Genomic DNA, 18,164 nt, shown 5'->3' on the forward strand with positions numbered 1-18,164 from the left:
CGCCGCCAAGCGCCCGCCCCCCGCGCCCTTTGAAGCTCCTGTGCGCTCTCCTCCGGCCGTCATGGCCCGAAGAAATGGTCGACCACGACGTTGCGCTCGCCCGTCTTCGCGTCGACGGCGATGAAGGTGATCGGAGTCGAGGACGCGGTCAAATTCACGTCCGGCGCGGTCGTCACGTAGACCGGCACCTCGAGCGTCGAGTCCGGGTCGAGGCGGACGCCGAGACGGCCGTCGGAAAGCGGCTTGGCGACGACGCTGCTCAGGGCGACGCCCGGCATGCCGCTGACCTCGAGGGTGAAGTCCGCCGGATCGCTGAGCTTGTTGGAGAAGCGCAGCGTGTAGCCGTTGCGGACGCCGCCCTCGGCGGTCTGGGTGAACAGCGGCGCGCGCAGGTGCAAGACGCTGAGGTGCGAGTTCGCTCGGGTGGTGAGCACATAGAGCATGATGCCGGCGACCAGGGCGATCAGCGCAGCGTACATGATCGTGCGGGGACGGACGAGGTGATAGACTTCCTTCTCGCCGCGCTTGCGCCGTTCGCGGTTCTCGTCGTTGTCGTAGGCGATCAGCCGCGTCGGACGCTTGATCTTGGTCATCACCGTGTCGCAGGCGTCGATGCACAGGCCGCAATTGATGCAGCCGAGTTGCGGACCCTTGCGGATGTCGACGCCGGTCGGGCAGACGGCGATGCATTGCAGACAGTCGACGCATTCGCCGGCGGGCTCGTGTTTCGCCTGCGCCCGCGCCGCTTCCTTGACCGACATCCGCGGTTCGCCGCGGTCGACGCGGTAGGTGACGTTGAGCGCGTCGTTGTCGGTGAGCGCCGCCTGGATGCGCGGCCACGGACACATATAGACGCAGACCTGCTCGCGCATGAAGCCGGCGAGCGAATAGGTGGTGAAGGTCAGGATGCCGGCCCAAATGTAGGCGAGGGCGGGCGCCCGGAGGGTGAAGAAGTCCCTGACCAACGTCGGCGCATCGACGAAATACAGCATCGCCGCGCCGCCTGTCGCGAGCGCGATCAGGATCCAGATCGCGTGCTTGGCCGCCCGCTTGATGATCTTGCCGGCGGTCCAGGGCTGTTCGTCGAGCAACATGCGCGCGCGCCGGTCGCCCTCGATCTGACGCTCGACCCAGAAGAACAGGTCGGTCCACACCGTTTGCGGGCAGGCGTAGCCGCACCACACACGCCCGAACAGCGCGTTCGACAGGAACAGGGCCAGCGCGGCGATAATTAGCAGACCGGTGAAGTAATAGACTTCCTGCGGCCAGATCTGGATAAAAAAGAAATAGAAGCGCGAATGCGCGATGTCGGCGAGGACCGCCTGATCGGGCAGGTTCGGCCCTCGGCTCCAACGGATGAACGGCAGGACGTAGTAGACGCCGAGGGCGATCCACAACACGATCCATTTCAAGCGTCGGTAGGTTCCCGTTATTTTCTGCGGGTAGACCTTCTTTGCCGCTTCGTACAATGGACCGTCGTCGTAGATCTCCTCGGCGCTAATAGACACTAAGCTCGTTCCTTCTGGACTACTTTCCGCCGCCCAAGCTGTGGACGTAGACGGCCAGCGACTTGATCGTCTCCGGATCGAGTCGCTGCCCCCATGCCGGCATCGTCGAGTTGCGGGCGTAGGTGATGGTGGTGATGAGGTCGTTGATATCGTTGCCGTACAACCAGACCTTGGTGGTCAGGTTGGCGGAGCCCATATCGATGTTACCCTTTCCGTCGTCGCCGTGGCAAGCGGCGCAGTTGTCGGCGAAGATCTGCTTGCCGGCCGCAAGGTCGACGCCCTGTTCCGGCTCGAGACCGTCGAGGGCGCGCACGTAGTTGGCGACCTGCTGGATCTGCGCGGCGGTCAGGATGCCGTCCTTGCCGAAGGCGGGCATCATGCTGGAGCGGGTGTCGACATCGTTCGGCGCGCGAATGCCGTGGGTGATGGTGGTCTGGATCTGGTCCAGCGTCCCGCCCCACAGCCAGCGTCCGGCGGTCAGGTTGGGATAGCCCTTCTGTCCCTGGCCGCCCGATCCGTGGCACGGCGAGCAGTTGTCGCCGAAGGCCGCCTTGCCCTGCGCGAGCGCGAGCTCGAGCATCTTGGGCGAGTCGGCGATCTGCTGGAGCGTGGCCTTCTGGAGGTCGGCCGTCATCTCCTTGCGCACCTGGTTGCTGAAGGCGACGTCCGCCAGCACCGCGGCGCGGTTGGTGTGACCGAGGACGCCGGGGACGAAATTGCTCGCCAGCGGCCAGGAAGGGTAGAAGATCCAGTAGCCGAACGCGAAAGCGATGCTGGCGTAGAAGATCCACAGCCACCAGCGCGGCAGCGGCGTGTTCAGCTCACGAATGCCGTCCCACTCGTGACCGGTGGTGGTCTGGCCGGAGACTTTGTCGACTTGAACCGGGTCTGTGCTCATAACTCAGTCCTCCCGCAGCGGCATGCGGGCCGCCTCATGGAACCGCACGCCGTTCTTGGGCCAGAGCGCATAAACGAGCGTCGCAAGGAAAAACAAGAAAAGGTAGACGACGCCGGCGGATTCCGCGAACTGCGAGAGCCAATCGTAGGTCAATGACATTTCAACCTCCCCGGGTTCAGCGCAGGTTTGCCTTGTCGTCGAACTGACTGAAGTCGACGAGCGTCCCCAGCATCTGCAGGTAGGCGATCAGGGCGTCGCCCTCGGTGATCTCGGGCGATCCCGGATAGAACTTGCGCACGACCGCCTTGGGATAGCGCTTGAGCAGCGCCGCCGCCTCGGGGGAATCCGGGTTCACCTGGGCCTTGAGATCCGCCATGATGTTGGCCACCTGCTCGTCCGTGTACGGCACGCCGACCTCGCGATTGGTCGTGACGTTGGCGGCGATCTCGCGCGTGTCGAGCGGCGTGTCGAACAGGAAGCGGTAGCTCGGCATGATCGACTGCGGCACCACCGAGCGCGGGTTCATCAGATGCGCGACGTGCCAGGAGTCGGTGTACTTGCCGCCGACCCGGGCGATGTCCGGACCGTTACGCTTCGACCCCCACTGGAACGGATGATCGTACATGCTCTCGGCCGCGAGGGAGAAGTGGCCGTAACGCTCGACCTCGTCGCGGAGCGAGCGGATCATCTGGCTGTGGCACAGGTAGCAGCCTTCGCGCAGGTAGATGTTGCGGCCGGCGAGTTCGAGAGGCGTGTAGGGCCGCATGCCCTGCACGGTTTCGATGGTGCTCTTCAGGTAGAAGAGCGGGACGATCTCGACCAGGCCGCCGATGGCGACCATGATGAGAATGCCGAGGACGAGGAGAATCGGGTTCTTCTCGAGGATGTGATGCTTGGCGAAGAACCCGCCGCCATGCTGCGTCTGCGATGAGCTGCTCATGGTTTCAGGTCCTCATTCGGCGGGCTGGAGGGAAGGCTGAGCCGCCGGCGCCGCCGCCTCGGACGCGGTAATCGTCATGTAGACGTTGTACAGCATCAGGCAGTAGGCGATCAGGAACAGGCCGCCGCCGATCGCGCGGATCACGTAGAAGGGATGCATCGCCGCGACTGTCTCGATGAACGAATATTCCAGATAGCCGAGCGAGGTGTAGCTGCGCCACATCAGGCCCTGCAGAATGCCCGACACCCACATCGAGGTGATGTAGAGAACGATGCCGAGGGTCGCGATCCAGAAGTGCCAGTTGACCAGCTTGAGCGAGTACAGCTCGCGCTTGTTCCACAGCCAGGGGACCAGGCAGTAGAGGGCGCCGAACGAGACGAAGGCGACCCAGCCGAGCGCGCCCGAGTGCACGTGGCCGACGGTCCAGTCGGTATAGTGCGACAACGAGTTCACCGTCTTGATCGACATCGCCGGGCCTTCGAAGGTCGACATGCCGTAGAAGGCGACCGACACCACCAGCATGCGCAGGACGGGGTCGGTGCGCAGCTTGTCCCAGGCGCCCGAGAGCGTCAGCAGGCCGTTGATCATGCCGCCCCACGAGGGCATCCACAGCATGATCGAGAAGGTCATGCCCAGCGTCTGCGTCCAGTCCGGCAGCGCGGTGTAGTGCAGATGGTGCGGTCCGGCCCAGATGTAGAGGAAGATCAGCGCCCAGAAGTGGATGATCGACAGCCTGTAGGAGTAGATCGGCCGCTCCGCCCGCTTCGGCACGAAATAGTACATGATGGCCAGGAAGCCGGCGGTCAGGAAGAAGCCGACCGCGTTGTGGCCGTACCACCACTGGAACATCGCGTCCTGCACGCCGCTCCACACGATGACCGACTTCGCCGAGAACAGCGAGATCGGAACCGCCGCATTGTTGCCGAGATGCAGCATCGCGATCGTCAGGATGAAGGCGAGATAGAACCAGTTCGCCACAAAGATATGGGGCTCCTTGCGGCGGAAGATGGTGCCGAGGAACACCAGCAGGTAAGTGACCCAAACGATGGTGAGCCAAAGGTCGGCGTACCATTCCGGTTCAGCGTATTCCTTGCTTTCGGTGATGCCGAGCAGATAGCCCGTGCCGGCGATCAGGATGAAGAAGTTGTAGCCGAGCGCCACGAACCAGGGCGCGAGGTCGCCGGCGAGCCGGGCGCGGCAGGTGCGCTGGACGACGTAGAACGACGTCGCGAGCAGCACGTTGCCGCCGAAAGCGAAGATCACCGCCGAGGTGTGCAGCGGCCGCAGGCGGCCGAAGTTGAACCAGGGGGCGATGTTGAGGTCGGGGAAGGCGAGTTCCGAGGCGATGTAGACGCCGACCGCCATGCCCGCCAGGCCCCAGAACAGGGCCATGATCGTGAGGAACTTTACGACGCCGAAGTTGTAGTTCGGCAGTCCGTTGATCTCGAGCGGCGGACGCGCCGCGGGTCGCGCCTCGTAGCGCTTCCAGATTGCATAGATGCCGGCTGCCGCGCAGATCGCGCCGAGGGCCATGTGGAAGCCGTAGGCCCCCTCGATCGTATTGGCCGCAATATAAATGCAAAGCAGGGCGAGAATCGCGAGAACCGCGATCAGCCCGATTTCGCCGCTCCATAGCGACTTTGGTTGAGATACAGTTGCCATTCCTCATCCCCAACACAAGTGGGCGTGTTCCCCGGCTAATGACCGACCGCTGTCTGTGCAGCCGCCCAGGACCCGCGAACATCGAGTAGAATCACGGCCTTCCGACAGGTCGCCAACGGGCGGCCGGACTACGCGATGATTTTCTAATGCATGCCCACACGGCCGCCGTCCACCCATTCCTATGTCGCATTCCCGCCACGATTTTGCTGGGATGCTCGGCGCGCCCGGGAAGACGCCCGGATTCGGCGCGCTCCGCGGGTTCCGGCGCCAAAATGTGACCATCTGTCGCATCCGAGCGGGCGCCGCGCGCATCCGTTCTTGCTTCGCCGCGGGGATGCGATCGGGCAGAGACGCGATCCGGCCCGACGGATCAGGCGATCGCCGCGGCGAAAGTCGCTGTTTCGGGCGGCTGCCCCTGCGGCGCCCTCGCGTCCCGATCCGCGGCGGCGAGCCGCGCGAGCGCGTCCGGGCGCACGATCTCAACGCGTCGCTTGCGCGGCAGCTTGAGGAAGCCGCGGTCACGGAACAGCGTGAAGGTCCGGCTCACGGTTTCGATCGTGAGCCCGAGATAGTCGGCGATGTCCTGCCTCTGCATGGCGAGGTCGAGCACGTTGGCCTCCGGGCCGGCGGAGCGCGCCGACAGCATGATCAGGAACCATGCCAGCCGCTCTTCCGCCGAGCTGCGTCCGATCATCATCATGTGATCGATCGAGAGCGTGAGCGCCCGCGTCGCGCCGTCGAACAGCGCGGCGTTGAGGCGAATGTCGTCGATCATGCGGATGCGGCAGGCGTGGCGGGGCAGGACCGCCATCGCGGCGGCGTCCACGGCCTCGATCGTCAGCTTGTGGGCGGCGTCCGGCTCGAGGCCGCAGATGTCGCCCGGCATGTAGAAGGCGAACACCTGACGGCGGCCGTCGCGGGTGAACTTCACCGCGCGGAACATCCCGCGCATGACCAGGAAATAGCTGACGGTCGGGTCGCCTTCGCCGACGACCTCCTGTCCGGCCTCGAAGGGCACGATCAGGCCGTCGAAATGAGGAAAGTTCTCGGCGAACAACTCGCCGAACCTCGGCGCGTCTTCCGCATTGTGGTTGAACGCGTAAGCCATCAGACCGTCCGTTCCCCATCACCGTCGAGGAGCGTCGGGTCACCCGCTCCGCGGCGGCTTTCAGCCCCGCGCCGTTGGACTATATGGGCGGCGAGCGGGCATTAGGAACGGGACCATTTGCCGCAGCCGGAGCACGGCGCGCCGTTTCGCCGGAACTCCCGGCCGAAACGAGGCGCCGGGCGCGCGCATTCGCCTCGACAGGGCCGTTCGGAACTGTCACTTCCGGACGATGGCCAGGCTGCGCTCTTCTTACGTGTGCCAGAACTGCGGCGCGATCACGCAACGATGGCAAGGAAAATGCGAATCGTGCGGCGAGTGGAACACGATCATCGAGGAAGCGGCGGCGCTCGGCGTCGCAGCCGCCCCGGCGCGGCGCGGCGCGGCCGGACGCGCCTTCCCGCTCGAGGACCTGTCCGGCGACTCGAAGCCGGAGCCGCGCGTCGTCACCGGGATCGGCGAGCTCGACCGGGTGGCCGGCGGCGGTTTCGTTCCGGGCTCGGCGACCCTGATCGGCGGCGAGCCCGGGATTGGCAAGTCGACCCTTCTGATCCAGGCCTGCGCCGCGGTCGCGCGGGCCGGCGAGCGGGTGGTCTACGTCTCGGGCGAGGAATCGACCGCGCAGGTGCGCCTCCGCGCGAGCCGCCTCGGACTCGCGGACGCGCCGGTCCAGCTCGCCGCCCAGACGCTCGTCGAGGACATCGTCGCCACCCTCGCTTCGGGCGACCCTCCGAAATTCGTGGTGATCGATTCCATCCAGACCATGTGGAGCGATGCGATCGAATCCTCCCCCGGCACCGTGAGCCAGGTGCGTGGTTCGGCCCAGTCCCTGATCCGGTTCGCAAAGGCGAGCGGCGCGGCGCTCCTGCTCGTTGGACACGTGACGAAGGACGGTCAGATCGCCGGCCCGAGGGTGGTCGAGCACATGGTGGACGCCGTCTTCTCCTTCGAGGGGGACGGGGCGCACGCCTTCCGGCTGCTCCGGGCGGCCAAGAACCGGTTCGGCGCGACCGACGAGGTCGGCGTGTTCGAGATGACCGGCGCCGGACTCGCCGAGGTGGCGAACCCCTCGGCGTTGTTCCTGGCCGGTCGGGACGGCGCCGCGGCGCCGGGCGCCTCGGTGTTCGCCGGCGTCGAAGGGGCGCGACCCCTGCTGGTCGAAATCCAGGCGCTCGTCGCTCCGACCTCGCTCGGGACGCCCCGCCGCGCGGTCGTCGGCTGGGAGCCGAACCGGCTCGCCATGGTGCTCGCCGTGCTCGAATCGCACGCAGGCCTCAAGCTCGGCCAGTACGACGTCTACCTCAACGTCGCCGGCGGCTTGAGGGTGGCGGAGCCCGCGGCCGACCTCGCCGCGGCGGCCGCGCTCGTCTCCTCGTTGACCGGCGCGACCCTGCCCCATGACGCGGTCTATTTCGGCGAGATCGCTCTGTCCGGCTCGGTCCGCCCGGTCGCTCACGCCGGCCTGCGCCTCAAGGAGGCGGCGAAGCTTGGCTTCGCCAAGGCTTTTGCGCCGCCCGCGGCGCGCGTCGAGAGCGACGCGGTCCAGGCCGGGACCACTCCGATCGGCTCGGTCGCGTCCCTGGTCGCCCTGATCGCCGCCGCGGCCGTCGAAACCGGGCCGGCGCCGCGACCGCGCCGGAACTCGCCCGCCGACGGGTGACGAACCGGGACGCCTTGGCTATAAGGCGGTCCGCAGGATGCTCCGGACGCCGGACGCCGCCCGTGCCTTCGAGCGTTTCGACAAGGTTGTTTGGATGCCGTCCTATCTCGATCTCGCCGTTATCGCGATTGTCTTCGTGTCCGCGCTCCTGTCCATGATGCGTGGATTCTCCCGAGAGGTCCTGGCGATCGCTTCGTGGGCGGCGGCCGCGGCCGCCGCCTATTCCTTCTATCCGGTTGTGACCCCCTATCTCACGCCCTATATCCATAAGGATGTGATCGCTCAGGCGGCGGCGGCGGCGATCGTGTTCTTCGCCACGCTGATCGTGGTCTCGCTGTTCACGGTGAGACTGTCGGACGCGATCCTGGACAGCAAGATCGGCGCCCTGGACCGGACGCTCGGTTTCGTGTTCGGCGCGGCGCGCGGCTTCCTCCTCGCCGTGGTCGCCTTCGCGATCTTCAACTGGCTGGTCTCGGAAAAGCAGCAACCAGAATGGGTGAAAAACGCCAAGACGCGGCCGATCCTGACCGAAACGGCGGACAAGATCGTGGCCCTGCTGCCGGAAGACGCGGCGACGACGGTCGACGCGTGGATCAAGTCGCGCGGCGCCGTCACCCCGGCCGAACCGGTCGAGGAGACGAGCGCTCCGACGGGGAGCGAACCGACAGCGCCGCCTCCGCTGGTCCAGAAGAAAGCGGAGTCCTCGCCGGCGTCGTCAGCCCCGTCCAGCTCGACGCTCGACAAGCAGAAGCTCGACGCGATCATCAACGGGCGTCCGCTGCCCGCGCCGAAGCCGTGACCGCCGCCCCGCCGCTTTCCGGGGACGTCGATCTCGACGCCGACCGCTTGCGCGAGGAATGCGGCGTTTTCGGCATTTTCGGGCATCCGCACGCCGCGGCGATCGTGGCGCTCGGCCTTCACGCCCTCCAGCATCGGGGACAGGAGGCCGCCGGCATCGTCGCCTACGACGGACAGCGCTTTCATTCCGAGCGCCGGCAGGGGCTGGTCGGGGATCACTTCTCCAGCGCCTCCGTGATCGACCGCCTGCCCGGTTCCGCCGCCGTCGGCCATGTGCGCTATTCCACCACCGGCGAAACGGCGCTGCGCAACGTGCAGCCGCTGTTCGCCGAGCTCGAGGCCGGCGGCCTGGCGGTGGCGCACAACGGCAACCTGACCAACGGCCTGACGCTCAGGCGCGAACTCATTCGCGGCGGCGCCATCTGCCAGTCGACGACCGATACCGAGGTCGTGCTCCTGCTCGCGGCGCGCTCGCGCAGGTCGAAGATCGTCGACCGTTTCGTCGAGGCGCTGGCCGAGATCGAGGGCGCCTATGCGCTCGTCGCCCTGACCAACAAGAAGCTGATCGGCGCGCGCGACCCGCTGGGCATCCGTCCGCTGGTGCTCGGCGAGCTCGACGGCTGCCCGATTCTCGCGTCCGAGACCTGCGCGCTCGACATCATCGGCGCGAAGTTCATTCGCGACGTCGAGAACGGCGAGGTCGTGGTGATCGACGCCGACGGGGTGAAGAGTTTCTTTCCGCTGCCCCGCCAGCCGGCGCGGCCGTGCATCTTCGAGTACATCTACTTCGCCCGGCCGGATTCGATCGTTCACGGACGCTCGGTGTACGATTCTCGCAAGGCCATGGGCGCCGAACTGGCGCGCGAGGCGCCGGCGGAGGCCGACGTCGTGGTGCCCGTGCCGGATTCGGGCGTTCCGGCCGCGATCGGCTACGCACGCGAGTGCGGACTGCCGTTCGAGCTCGGCATCATTCGCAACCATTACGTCGGACGGACCTTCATCCAGCCGACCCAGTCGATCCGCGAGCTCGGCGTGCGCATGAAGCACAGCCCCAACCGCGCGGTGGTCGCCGGCAAGCGCGTGGTGCTGCTCGACGATTCGATCGTGCGCGGCACCACCAGCGTCAAGATCGTCCAGATGATGCGGGAGGCGGGCGCGCGCGAGGTCCACTTCCGCATCTCCTCGCCGCCGATCGCCTATCCCGACTTCTACGGCATCGACACGCCGGAACGCGACAAATTGCTCGCCGCTCGCATGGACCTCGAGGCGATGCGGACGTTCATGGGCGCCGACAGCCTGGCGTTTCTGTCGATCTCGGGGATCTATCGCGCGATGGGTTTTGCACAGCGCGACCCGCGCCAGCCCCAGTTCACCGATCACTGCTTCACCGGCGACTACCCGACGAGGCTCCTCGATCACGACGGCGAGCGCTCCGCTCAACGCCTGCCGCTGCTGGCCGAGGCGGGGTGAGCGGGTCCCGCGATTTCGGGACGCGAGTCGCACGCTTCCGAGCAAGAGGCGCCGGCCGAGAGGGCGACCCCGTTCGGGCTCGGATCCCCACGAAGAGCTGCGCCTACGATCGAGTCCCGGTCGGTCGGTCCCCGAGGGCTGAGTCCGATGGCGGCCGCAGCCGATATCGCGACGCGGCAAGTCGCTCCGGCGCAAGGCAAGCCGCATCTCGATCACCCGATGGCCGAGCTGGTCGCTGCCGCGACCATCGGCGCCACGGACGGCTTCGCCCCGCCGGCGTCGACGACCCACGTGCTGGACTGGGGCGTCGCCGGAATGATGGTCGCGCGGCTCGAGCATGCGCGGCCAAGGCCGCGCCGGGGGCCTCGCGACAACGCCATCGCGATTGAAACCTCTCATAGAGGCATGTCGATATCCGGGCTCGCAACCGGAATCGCCAGGCCGAGGTTTCGCCTGTCCGGAGCGCGACCGAGCGACTCGGGCGATACCGGCGCAGGCATGATGAGTTCAACCGAGACCGCGCCGCTCGGATCGGTGACATCCAGTTCGGCGACCAGACGCCCGTCGACGATCGATGTCGGCAGCTCTGCGCGCTCCACAGCCAGTCTGCATTGTCGCGCGTAGCCGGGCATGATTTCCATGAGAAAAGGAACCTCTATCCGATTCCGTCCCTGTGTCAGCTTGCGGTCCCAGGCCACCCGATCGCCCGCCGTCCAGCGAAACTGGACGTCGCCTTTTTCGACGCCGTGCCACTTCGCTGGGTCTGCTCCCCGGCCAGAGGCCTCGAGCACGTTCACCGCATAACGCGGCCCAAGCCGGTCCATGACCTCCGCCAGGTTTGGAAGCAGTGAGGGACGCGCAAAGCCGAACAGGCCCACACTTTCCGACCTCGCTCGAACGTCAAGCCCAAGCTTCTTCCCGATCATGGCAAAAGTCTTGATGCTGTAGGTCGAGACGTGCCCGTTTCTCGGCGCAGTATACCACCAGTTACATTTCAGCTCGCCGATATTCGCCGGCTGGAGTGTCTGTCCGACGATCAGCGCCCCCGTGTCCTTCGTGAAACTGGCCATTTCAAAGAAGGTCTCGACCGGGCGTGGCGTATGCTCGACGACCTCGATCGCCGTGACGAGGTCGAACAAACCCGCGGGTCGAACGGGATGTGAGAACGGATCGTAGGCGACGACGTTTGTGAAACCCAGGTCCGCCATTCGGCGGGCGAATACGCCCGCGCCCGAGCCAAAGTCGAGTATGCGCAACGATTCGGAACCTTTTAGCAGCGACGCCATCGTCGCGGCCATTTTCTTAGGTCTTATCACTAAGTATTCACCGTCAACCTTCACATAGTCGTCATTGTAGATGAATGTTGAGTTGTCTTCATGTGACCAGTCATCGGTGAAGTCGGTGAAAAGGAAATCGCATTGAATACACCTAAAATAGGAAACATCGATGCCGGAGCGACCATAAAGATAATGATTCTTAGAACAAAACTTGTTGAAGTCTACGATATCAAAAAGAGGGGCATAACCGCCGCAGACCTTGCACTTCCGGACCTCGAGGGACTGGCGCGTCAGCGGCTGCAGTGCGATCAGCTTTTCCTTATGTCAAGGGTCCATGTCCAGGAACTCACTTATGTCTGGGCGCTTGTGGTCGAGCTTGCGCAGTGGTACGCTTTCGCATGTAGCATTTTCGGGGACGGGCACAAAGGTTCCACGAGGCCGCGATAGTTTCCTTCTGAAGGTCGGCGGTTTTCTGGCGCAAGGCCGGAATCTCTGTTTACGCGCCCATTCACAGTCCTGTCATCCGGCCCCGCGATAGAGGTTGTCCTCATTCCCGTGGAGCCGAGCCCGATGACAGCCGCAACCGATATCGCGACGCCGCAAGCCGCTCCGGCGGCGGGCAAGCCTCATCTCGATCACCCGATGGACATCCGGCTCGCGCTCGGGATTCTCGCCGTGCTCGCCGGCGGCCTGTTCTACATGGCCTATTCGATTAGCCGGGATATCGCCGAGTCGGGCGGCGGACCGACGACGATCCTGCCGTTCGTTCTGCTCGGCGTGGCGCTGCTGATCGCGCTCGGCTTCGAGTTCGTCAACGGCTTCCACGACACCGCCAACGCCGTCGCGACCGTCATCTACACCCACGCCCTGCCGGCGCAGTTCGCCGTCGTCTGGTCGGGCTGCTGGAACCTCATCGGGGTGCTCGCGTCGAGCGGCGCCGTCGCCTTCGGCATCGTCTCGCTTCTGCCGGTCGAACTCATCATGCAGGTGGGCTCGAGCGCCGGCTACGCGATGGTGTTCGCCTTGCTGATCGCCGCGATCATCTGGAACCTCGGCACATGGCTCTTCGGCATCCCGGCCTCGAGCTCGCACACGCTGATCGGCTCGATCGTCGGCGTCGGCGTCACCAACGCGCTGTTGCGCGGCCAGGACGGCACCGCGGGCGTCGATTGGGACCAGGTGACGAAGATCGGCGAAGCCCTGCTCTTCTCGCCGCTGTTCGGTTTCGCCCTTTCCGCGCTGCTGCTCCTCCTGATGAAGGCGATCGTCCGGGTTCCTGCTCTCTACAAGGCGCCCGAGGGCCGCAACCCCCCGCCGACCTGGATCCGCGGCCTGCTGATCCTGACCTGCACGCTGGTGTCGTTCTTCCACGGTTCGAATGACGGCCAGAAGGGCATGGGCCTGATCATGCTGATCCTGATCGGCGTCGCGCCGACCGCCTACGCCTTGAACCATGCCCCGCCGGCAGGGCACGCCGAGTCGTTCATCGCCGCGGCGCAGGCCGCCTCCAAGGTGGTGGCGGCGCACGGCGCCGGTTACGACGTGATCGGCGACCCCCGCCCGGCGGTGACCGAGTATGTCCACGCTCACAAGATCTCCGAGGGCACCTATCCCTCGCTCGCGGTGCTGGTGAGGCAGATCAGCGATCAGGTGAAAGACTACGGCTCCGTCGCCAGGACGCCGCTCGACAAGGTGCAAAACGTCCGCAACGATATGTATCTCGCCTCGGAAGCTCTGCGCGTGCTGTCCAAGGACAAGGAGAGCGAGCTGACGGCCGACGACAAGAAAGAGATCGGCGAGTTCAAGAAGCAGCTCGACTTTTCGACCAAGTTCATTCCGATCTGGGTGAAGATCTGCGTCGCGATCGCGCTCGGCCTCGGGACGATGGTCGGCTGGAAGCGCATCGTCGTGACCGTCGGCGAGAAGATCGGCAAGACCCACCTAACCTACGGGCAGGGCGCCGCCGCCGAACTCGTCGCCGCCGCCACGATCGGCGCGGCCGACGGTTTCGGCCTGCCGGTGTCGACGACCCACGTGCTGTCGTCCGGCGTGGCCGGCACGATGGTCGCCAACGGCTCGGGAATGCAGTGGTCGACGGTCGGAAGCATTGCGCTCGCCTGGGTCTTGACCCTGCCGGCGGCGATGCTCCTGTCCGGAACCCTGTTCTTCATTTTCCGTCAGATCTTCTGACGGACAATCGAAACAGATACCCGGCTGGAAAGACCGCGCCATCGGCGCGGTCTTTTCGTTCGGCTCAGCCGCCGCCGCCGTAGTGCGCGAGCGGTTTGTCGCGCCCCCGCGGGATGCGCACCGCGCGAGCCTTCAGGTCGGCGAGCTTCAGGTGCATCATCGCGGTCATCAGGGCGTCGGAATAGGCGTCGTGCTGATCGAGCACGGGCAGGTCGAGGTCGCTGAGAATGCTGACGAAGCGGAGGTCGACCTCGGTTCCGGGCGGGGCGTCGCCGTACTTGCGCTCGTAATAGGCGCCCGACACCTCGATCTGCGCGTTCGGCAGGTCGATGCCGATCAGGCGCCGCACGTGCCGGTTCAGCATCGCGACATCGAACTCGAGATAGAAGCCGACGAGCGGCCTCGAGCCGATGAAGCGCAGGAGATCGGGCAGGACTTCCTCGATCGGACGGCCGTCGGCCACGTCCTGCTCACGCAGGCGGTGGATCTTGATCGCGTCCGGGTTGAGCCTGGCCTTCGGCTTGACCACCGCCTCGAAACGCTCGCTGGCGAGGATCCGGGCGCCGCGAATCCGGATCGCGGCGACGGTGACGATGTCGTCCTTGCGCGTGTTCAGGCCCGTCGTCTCGCAGTCGATCGAAACCGCCTCGCCCGGCGGCGGCGGCTCGAACAGGAAACGATAGTCGGGGTCGCGCAGGCGATGCAGCAGAAACCGGCGCTTGAGCCCCAGCAGCATCAGAACATCGCCAGATTGAAGTGGCGGCGCAGCATGTCGCGCAGCCGCTTGACGACCTGGAAGGAGTCGCGCAGCAGGTCGCGCTCCATGGTCGAGAACTCGCCGGGCTTGACGAGGCTGGTCGACGCCTTCTCCGCGATCTGGGCGTCGAGTCTGAGCGTCATCAGGTAATGCAGCGCCTGCGTCAGTTCGCGCGCGAACTGGGCGTCGAACACGCCGAGTTCGGCGAGCTTGGCGATGCGCGCGGTCGTGCCGGTCTCCAACAGCCCGTTCTCCAGCGCCAGCGCCCTCACGCCGTGAACAATCGGAAAGATGCCGCCCTTCTTCAGGTCGAGCGCGTCGCCCTCGGCCCGGGAGGTGACGAGATTGTTGAAGAAACCGATCGGCGTCGGGAAGGCGTCGATCGCGCGTGCGAACCGGGCGAGCCGCAGCCGCTCGCCGCGCATCAGGTCGATCAGGTCCTGCTTGGCGGCGCGGAGCAGCTTCGCGTCGCCGGCGACCGCCGCCGCGTCGTAGAGGATGGCGATGTTCATCGTCCCGCTCTCGTCGGCGAGGGCGAGCCAGCTGCGGAAGTCGTCGCGGTATTCGTCGAGCGTCTTCGACCACACGGGGTTGCGCACCATCACCTCGCCGGGACAGGGCGGGAACCCGCACTTCGCCAGCGCGTCGAACACGGCGAGGCGAAACCGGACGAGATCGTCCTCGTGGTCCAGCGGTCCGGCGAGAATGAGCCCGTTGTCCTGATCGGTGCGGAAGGTCTGCTCGCCGCGCCCCTCGCTGCCCATCACGAAGAAGCAGCCGGCTTCCCGGACGGACGTCGGAGCGACGAGCGCATAGACCTTGTGCAGCAGGCGGCGGTTGAGGTCCGAGACGATCTCGCAGATCAGATCGACCTTGACCCCCTGCCGGCGCAGAAGGCGGATCTGCGGCTCGATCTCCCTGGCCACCCGGGCGAGGTCCTCGATTCGACGCGACTCGTCGATGCGGCCGCCGACGATCTGGGAATTGCCGGCGAGAAAGCCCAGAAGATCGATGTCCTCGAGCAGGCCGATCATGCGACCCTTTTCCGAGACGGCGACGCGCCGCTTGTTGTTCTTGGTCATGCGCACAAGCGCGGTCGAGATCATGTCGTCCGGGGCGACGCTGAGGACCGGGCGACGCGCGAGCGGACCGATCGGGCTGTCGAGAGGCAAGCGGTCGAGCAGGGCCGCCTCGAGCAGGTCCGTGCGGGTGACGATGCCGGGCCCCTTGCCGCCGTCGACGAACAGCGCGTAGGTCTTGTGGGTTCGCATCAGCGCGCAAGCGTCGACGATCGACGCCGTCGCGTCGATGAAATTGGCCGGATGCAGGAAGATCTCGTCGACCCGGGCGTTGAGCATGGGGGTGAAGCGGGCGGCCTCCTCCTCGCTCGACACCGTGTCCAGCTTGTGGGCGATGTCGAGGTAGAAGAACGAGGCGAAGCGCGGATTGGCGTTGATCAGCCGCAGGGTGACGTCGCGCGGCAGCAGGTTGCACAGCGTCTCCTCGCGCGCTGAGAACGCGGCCGAGCTGCGCCCCTGGACGAGCGCGCGCGAATCGAAGATGTCGCCGGGTCCGCGCAGCGCCACCAGATCGTCGCCGTCGCGCTCCTCCACCGCCCCCTTGATGACGATGAACAGGCTCTCGGGCGCGCCGTGCAGCGGAATGATGGTTTCGCCCGGACGATAATAGGCGATATCGAGCGAGTCGCCGACGACGTCGATCTCCTCCGCGCTCAGTCGGTCGAACGGCGCGTTGCGCGGATCGAAATGCTGCGCCAAGACTTCCTCCCCTGCGGTCCCGGAATTGTTTCCGGCTCCATCGCGCTTTGCAAGTGGACAATGGTCAAGGCCGACCCCTCGCGGCCGATGGAAGACGCGCGCCGGGCCTGCTACAAAGCACGGCGCGCCGGGGGGCGCGGAGCGAGGCGGATGGCGATGGCTACGATGGACGAGATCCTGTCTGCGATCGACGCCGGGCAGACCGCAGCGGTCGAACGCCTGTTCGGGTTCTTGAGAATCCCGTCGGTCTCCGCCGTGCCGGCGCATTTCCCCGATTGCGACCGGGCGGCCGACTGGCTGGTCGCCGAGCTCGGCTCGCTCGGGTTCGACGCCGCCAAACATCCGACCGACGGACGCCCGATGGTCCTCGGCCACCTGAAGTGCGCCCGACGGGACGCGCCGCACGTGCTGTTCTACGGACATTACGATGTTCAGCCGGCGGACCCGCTGGAGCTGTGGAGGTCCCCGCCGTTCGAGCCGACGCTGGAATCGGGCCCGCGCGGCGAGCGCATCGTCGCGCGCGGCGCCGTCGACGACAAGGGCCAGCTCATGACCTTCCTCGAGGCGTGCCGCGCCTTCCAGCAGTTCGGCGGGCCGCCGTGCTCGATCACGGCGCTGTTCGAGGGCGAGGAGGAGACCGGCTCGCCCTCGCTGCCGGCCTTCCTGGCGAAAAACGCCAAGGCGCTCAAGGCCGATGTCGCGCTGGTGTGCGACACCGGCATGTGGGGGCCCACGGTTCCCGCGATCACCATCGCGCTGCGCGGAATCGTCGGCGAGGAGGTCGTCCTCACCGGCCCGAACCGCGACCTCCATTCGGGCGTGTTCGGCGGCCTCGCCGTCAATCCGATCAACGTGCTCGCCGGCATTCTCGGCGGCCTGCACGACGCCAACGGCGCCGTGGCGCTGCCCGGCTTCTACGACGGGGTCGAGGAGCTTCCCAAGGAGCTCCTCGAGCTCTGGGACGGCCTCGATTTCGACGCCGCGGCCTTTCTCGGCGGGGTCGGCCTCACCACCCCTGCGGGAGAGCGCGGCCGCACGCCGCTCGAGCAGCTCTGGTCGCGGCCGAGCTGCGACATCAACGGCATATCCGGCGGTTACGCCGGCGAGGGGCAAAAGACCGTGATCGCCTCGACGGCGAGCGCGAAGGTGACGTTCCGGCTGGTCGGCAAGCAGAATCCGGAGCGCGTCTCCCAATCCTTCCGCGCCTTCGTCGCCTCGCGTTTGCCCCCCGACGTCAAGGCGCGGTTCATCGGCGGCGGCGGGAGCCCGGCCCTGTCGCTCTCGATCAAGAACGAGGCGCTGCGGCGGGCGAAGCGAGCGCTCGAGGCGGAATGGGGCAAGCCCGCGGCGCTGGTCGGCTGCGGCGGGTCGATCCCGATCGTCGGCGCGTTCAAGCGCGAGCTGAACATGGATTGCCTGCTCGTCGGCTTCGGGCTCGACGACGACAACATGCATTCGCCGAACGAGAAATACGAGCGGACCTCGTTCCACAAAGGGGCGCGGTCCTGGGCGCGCATCCTCGCGGCGCTGGCGGCGTGAGCGGCGAGCGGCGGTCCGGCCTCCGGGCATTCGCGCATTCCGGCTGAGGGGACGGGAAGCAGCGCGCGTCCTCGCGCTCCGGGCGGCGAGACGCCGCCTCGCCGTCCCAGGCGTCTCGCCGGAAGACGGCTGCGACCCGTCCCAGCCACGACAGCAAAGGGAGAAGGAATGCCCACTCGGTTGACGATCCGGTTCGACTTCGACGAAGGCCGCAGGCTCGGCGTCGGCAAGATCGCGCTCCTCGAAGCGATCGAAACGACCGGGTCGATCTCGGCGGCGGGACGGCTCCACGCCATGTCCTACCGCCGCGCCTGGCTGCTGGTGGACGAACTCAACCAGCTCTTTTCCGCTCCGCTCGTCGCCGCCCATCACGGCGGGGCGAAGGGCGGGGGCGCCGCCCTGACCGAGGAGGGACGGCGGATCGTGGCGCTCTATCGCGGCGCGGAAGCCAGGATGCGGGCGGCGGCCGAAGCCGAGATCGCCGCCATCGAGAGCGCGCTCGCGCCGGCCGCCGGCGCGCTGCGCGCCTGACCCGCCGCCGCCAAGTCCGGAACTCCCGGCCCAGCCTTTGACAGCCTGCGC

The 18,164-nt window shown here is 66.5% G+C and carries 15 protein-coding genes; 6 read left to right on the top strand and 9 right to left on the bottom strand.

Annotation, left to right across the window (positions count from 1 at the left end):
- Positions 1–59: 59 nt before the first annotated feature.
- From ccoG to DFR50_RS27055, 6 genes are all read right to left on the bottom strand, one after another.
- Entirely contained in the window at positions 60–1,508 is a 1,449-nt protein-coding gene (ccoG, locus tag DFR50_RS27030; RefSeq protein WP_245428175.1) for a cytochrome c oxidase accessory protein CcoG, read from the bottom strand.
- A 19-nt stretch (positions 1,509–1,527) separates the two neighbouring features.
- Positions 1,528–2,406 (bottom strand): cytochrome-c oxidase, cbb3-type subunit III, encoded by an 879-nt coding sequence (gene ccoP / locus DFR50_RS27035; RefSeq protein WP_113892685.1) that lies wholly within the window; start codon positions 2,404–2,406, stop codon positions 1,528–1,530.
- 3 nt (positions 2,407–2,409) lie between these two features.
- Positions 2,410–2,565: a cbb3-type cytochrome c oxidase subunit 3 gene (locus tag DFR50_RS27040; protein WP_113892688.1), complete on the bottom strand. Its 156-nt coding sequence runs from the start codon at positions 2,563–2,565 to the stop codon at positions 2,410–2,412.
- Between the two features lie 16 nt (positions 2,566–2,581).
- The gene (gene ccoO, locus DFR50_RS27045) at positions 2,582–3,346 is read right to left on the bottom strand and encodes a cytochrome-c oxidase, cbb3-type subunit II (protein ID WP_113892697.1); all 765 of its coding nucleotides are present in this window, start codon (positions 3,344–3,346) and stop codon (positions 2,582–2,584) included.
- A 12-nt stretch (positions 3,347–3,358) separates the two neighbouring features.
- Complete coding sequence (gene ccoN / locus DFR50_RS27050) at positions 3,359–5,008, bottom strand: cytochrome-c oxidase, cbb3-type subunit I (protein ID WP_113892698.1); 1,650 nt, start codon at positions 5,006–5,008, stop codon at positions 3,359–3,361.
- Between the two features lie 370 nt (positions 5,009–5,378).
- On the bottom strand, positions 5,379–6,116 hold the full coding sequence (locus DFR50_RS27055; RefSeq protein WP_113892699.1) for a helix-turn-helix domain-containing protein: 738 nt from the start codon (positions 6,114–6,116) through the stop codon (positions 5,379–5,381).
- 229 nt (positions 6,117–6,345) lie between these two features.
- On the opposite strand from DFR50_RS27055, the gene radA reads away from it, so the two are divergent.
- From radA to purF, 3 genes are read left to right on the top strand one after another with little or no spacing between them, the layout of a single operon-like run.
- Positions 6,346–7,773, top strand: a complete 1,428-nt coding sequence (radA, locus tag DFR50_RS27060; protein ID WP_113892700.1) for a DNA repair protein RadA — start codon at positions 6,346–6,348, stop codon at positions 7,771–7,773.
- A 37-nt stretch (positions 7,774–7,810) separates the two neighbouring features.
- A complete protein-coding gene (locus DFR50_RS27065) occupies positions 7,811–8,572 on the top strand; it encodes a CvpA family protein (RefSeq protein ID WP_342634584.1) in 762 nt (253 codons plus the stop codon).
- Positions 8,569–10,041, top strand: a complete 1,473-nt coding sequence (gene purF / locus DFR50_RS27070) for an amidophosphoribosyltransferase (protein WP_113892701.1) — start codon at positions 8,569–8,571, stop codon at positions 10,039–10,041. The genes DFR50_RS27065 and purF overlap by 4 nt, the downstream gene beginning before the upstream one ends.
- 395 nt (positions 10,042–10,436) lie before the next feature.
- Here purF and DFR50_RS27075 read toward each other — a convergent pair whose 3' ends face one another.
- Positions 10,437–11,339 (bottom strand): class I SAM-dependent methyltransferase, encoded by a 903-nt coding sequence (locus tag DFR50_RS27075; RefSeq protein WP_113892702.1) that lies wholly within the window; start codon positions 11,337–11,339, stop codon positions 10,437–10,439.
- A 549-nt stretch (positions 11,340–11,888) separates the two neighbouring features.
- Here DFR50_RS27075 and DFR50_RS27085 point away from each other — a divergent pair.
- Positions 11,889–13,508 carry an inorganic phosphate transporter gene (locus tag DFR50_RS27085; protein WP_113892704.1) on the top strand — a complete coding sequence of 540 codons (1,620 nt, stop codon included), beginning with the start codon at positions 11,889–11,891 and terminating at the stop codon, positions 13,506–13,508.
- Positions 13,509–13,572: 64 nt separating this feature from the next.
- Here DFR50_RS27085 and DFR50_RS27090 read toward each other — a convergent pair whose 3' ends face one another.
- Both DFR50_RS27090 and DFR50_RS27095 read right to left on the bottom strand, forming a co-directional pair.
- Positions 13,573–14,244 (bottom strand): 3'-5' exonuclease, encoded by a 672-nt coding sequence (locus tag DFR50_RS27090; RefSeq protein ID WP_113892705.1) that lies wholly within the window; start codon positions 14,242–14,244, stop codon positions 13,573–13,575.
- Positions 14,244–16,043 carry a putative nucleotidyltransferase substrate binding domain-containing protein gene (locus DFR50_RS27095; protein ID WP_113892706.1) on the bottom strand — a complete coding sequence of 600 codons (1,800 nt, stop codon included), beginning with the start codon at positions 16,041–16,043 and terminating at the stop codon, positions 14,244–14,246. The genes DFR50_RS27090 and DFR50_RS27095 overlap by 1 nt, the downstream gene beginning before the upstream one ends.
- A 156-nt stretch (positions 16,044–16,199) precedes the next feature.
- On the opposite strand from DFR50_RS27095, the gene DFR50_RS27100 reads away from it, so the two are divergent.
- Positions 16,200–17,582: a M20/M25/M40 family metallo-hydrolase gene (locus DFR50_RS27100; protein ID WP_113892744.1), complete on the top strand. Its 1,383-nt coding sequence runs from the start codon at positions 16,200–16,202 to the stop codon at positions 17,580–17,582.
- Between the two features lie 168 nt (positions 17,583–17,750).
- The gene (locus DFR50_RS27105; protein WP_113892707.1) at positions 17,751–18,113 is read left to right on the top strand and encodes a winged helix-turn-helix domain-containing protein; all 363 of its coding nucleotides are present in this window, start codon (positions 17,751–17,753) and stop codon (positions 18,111–18,113) included.
- The last annotated feature ends 51 nt before the right edge of the window (positions 18,114–18,164 follow it).

The sequence above is a fragment of the Roseiarcus fermentans genome (assembly GCF_003315135.1).
In the GTDB taxonomy this organism is placed as follows: domain Bacteria; phylum Pseudomonadota; class Alphaproteobacteria; order Rhizobiales; family Beijerinckiaceae; genus Roseiarcus; species Roseiarcus fermentans.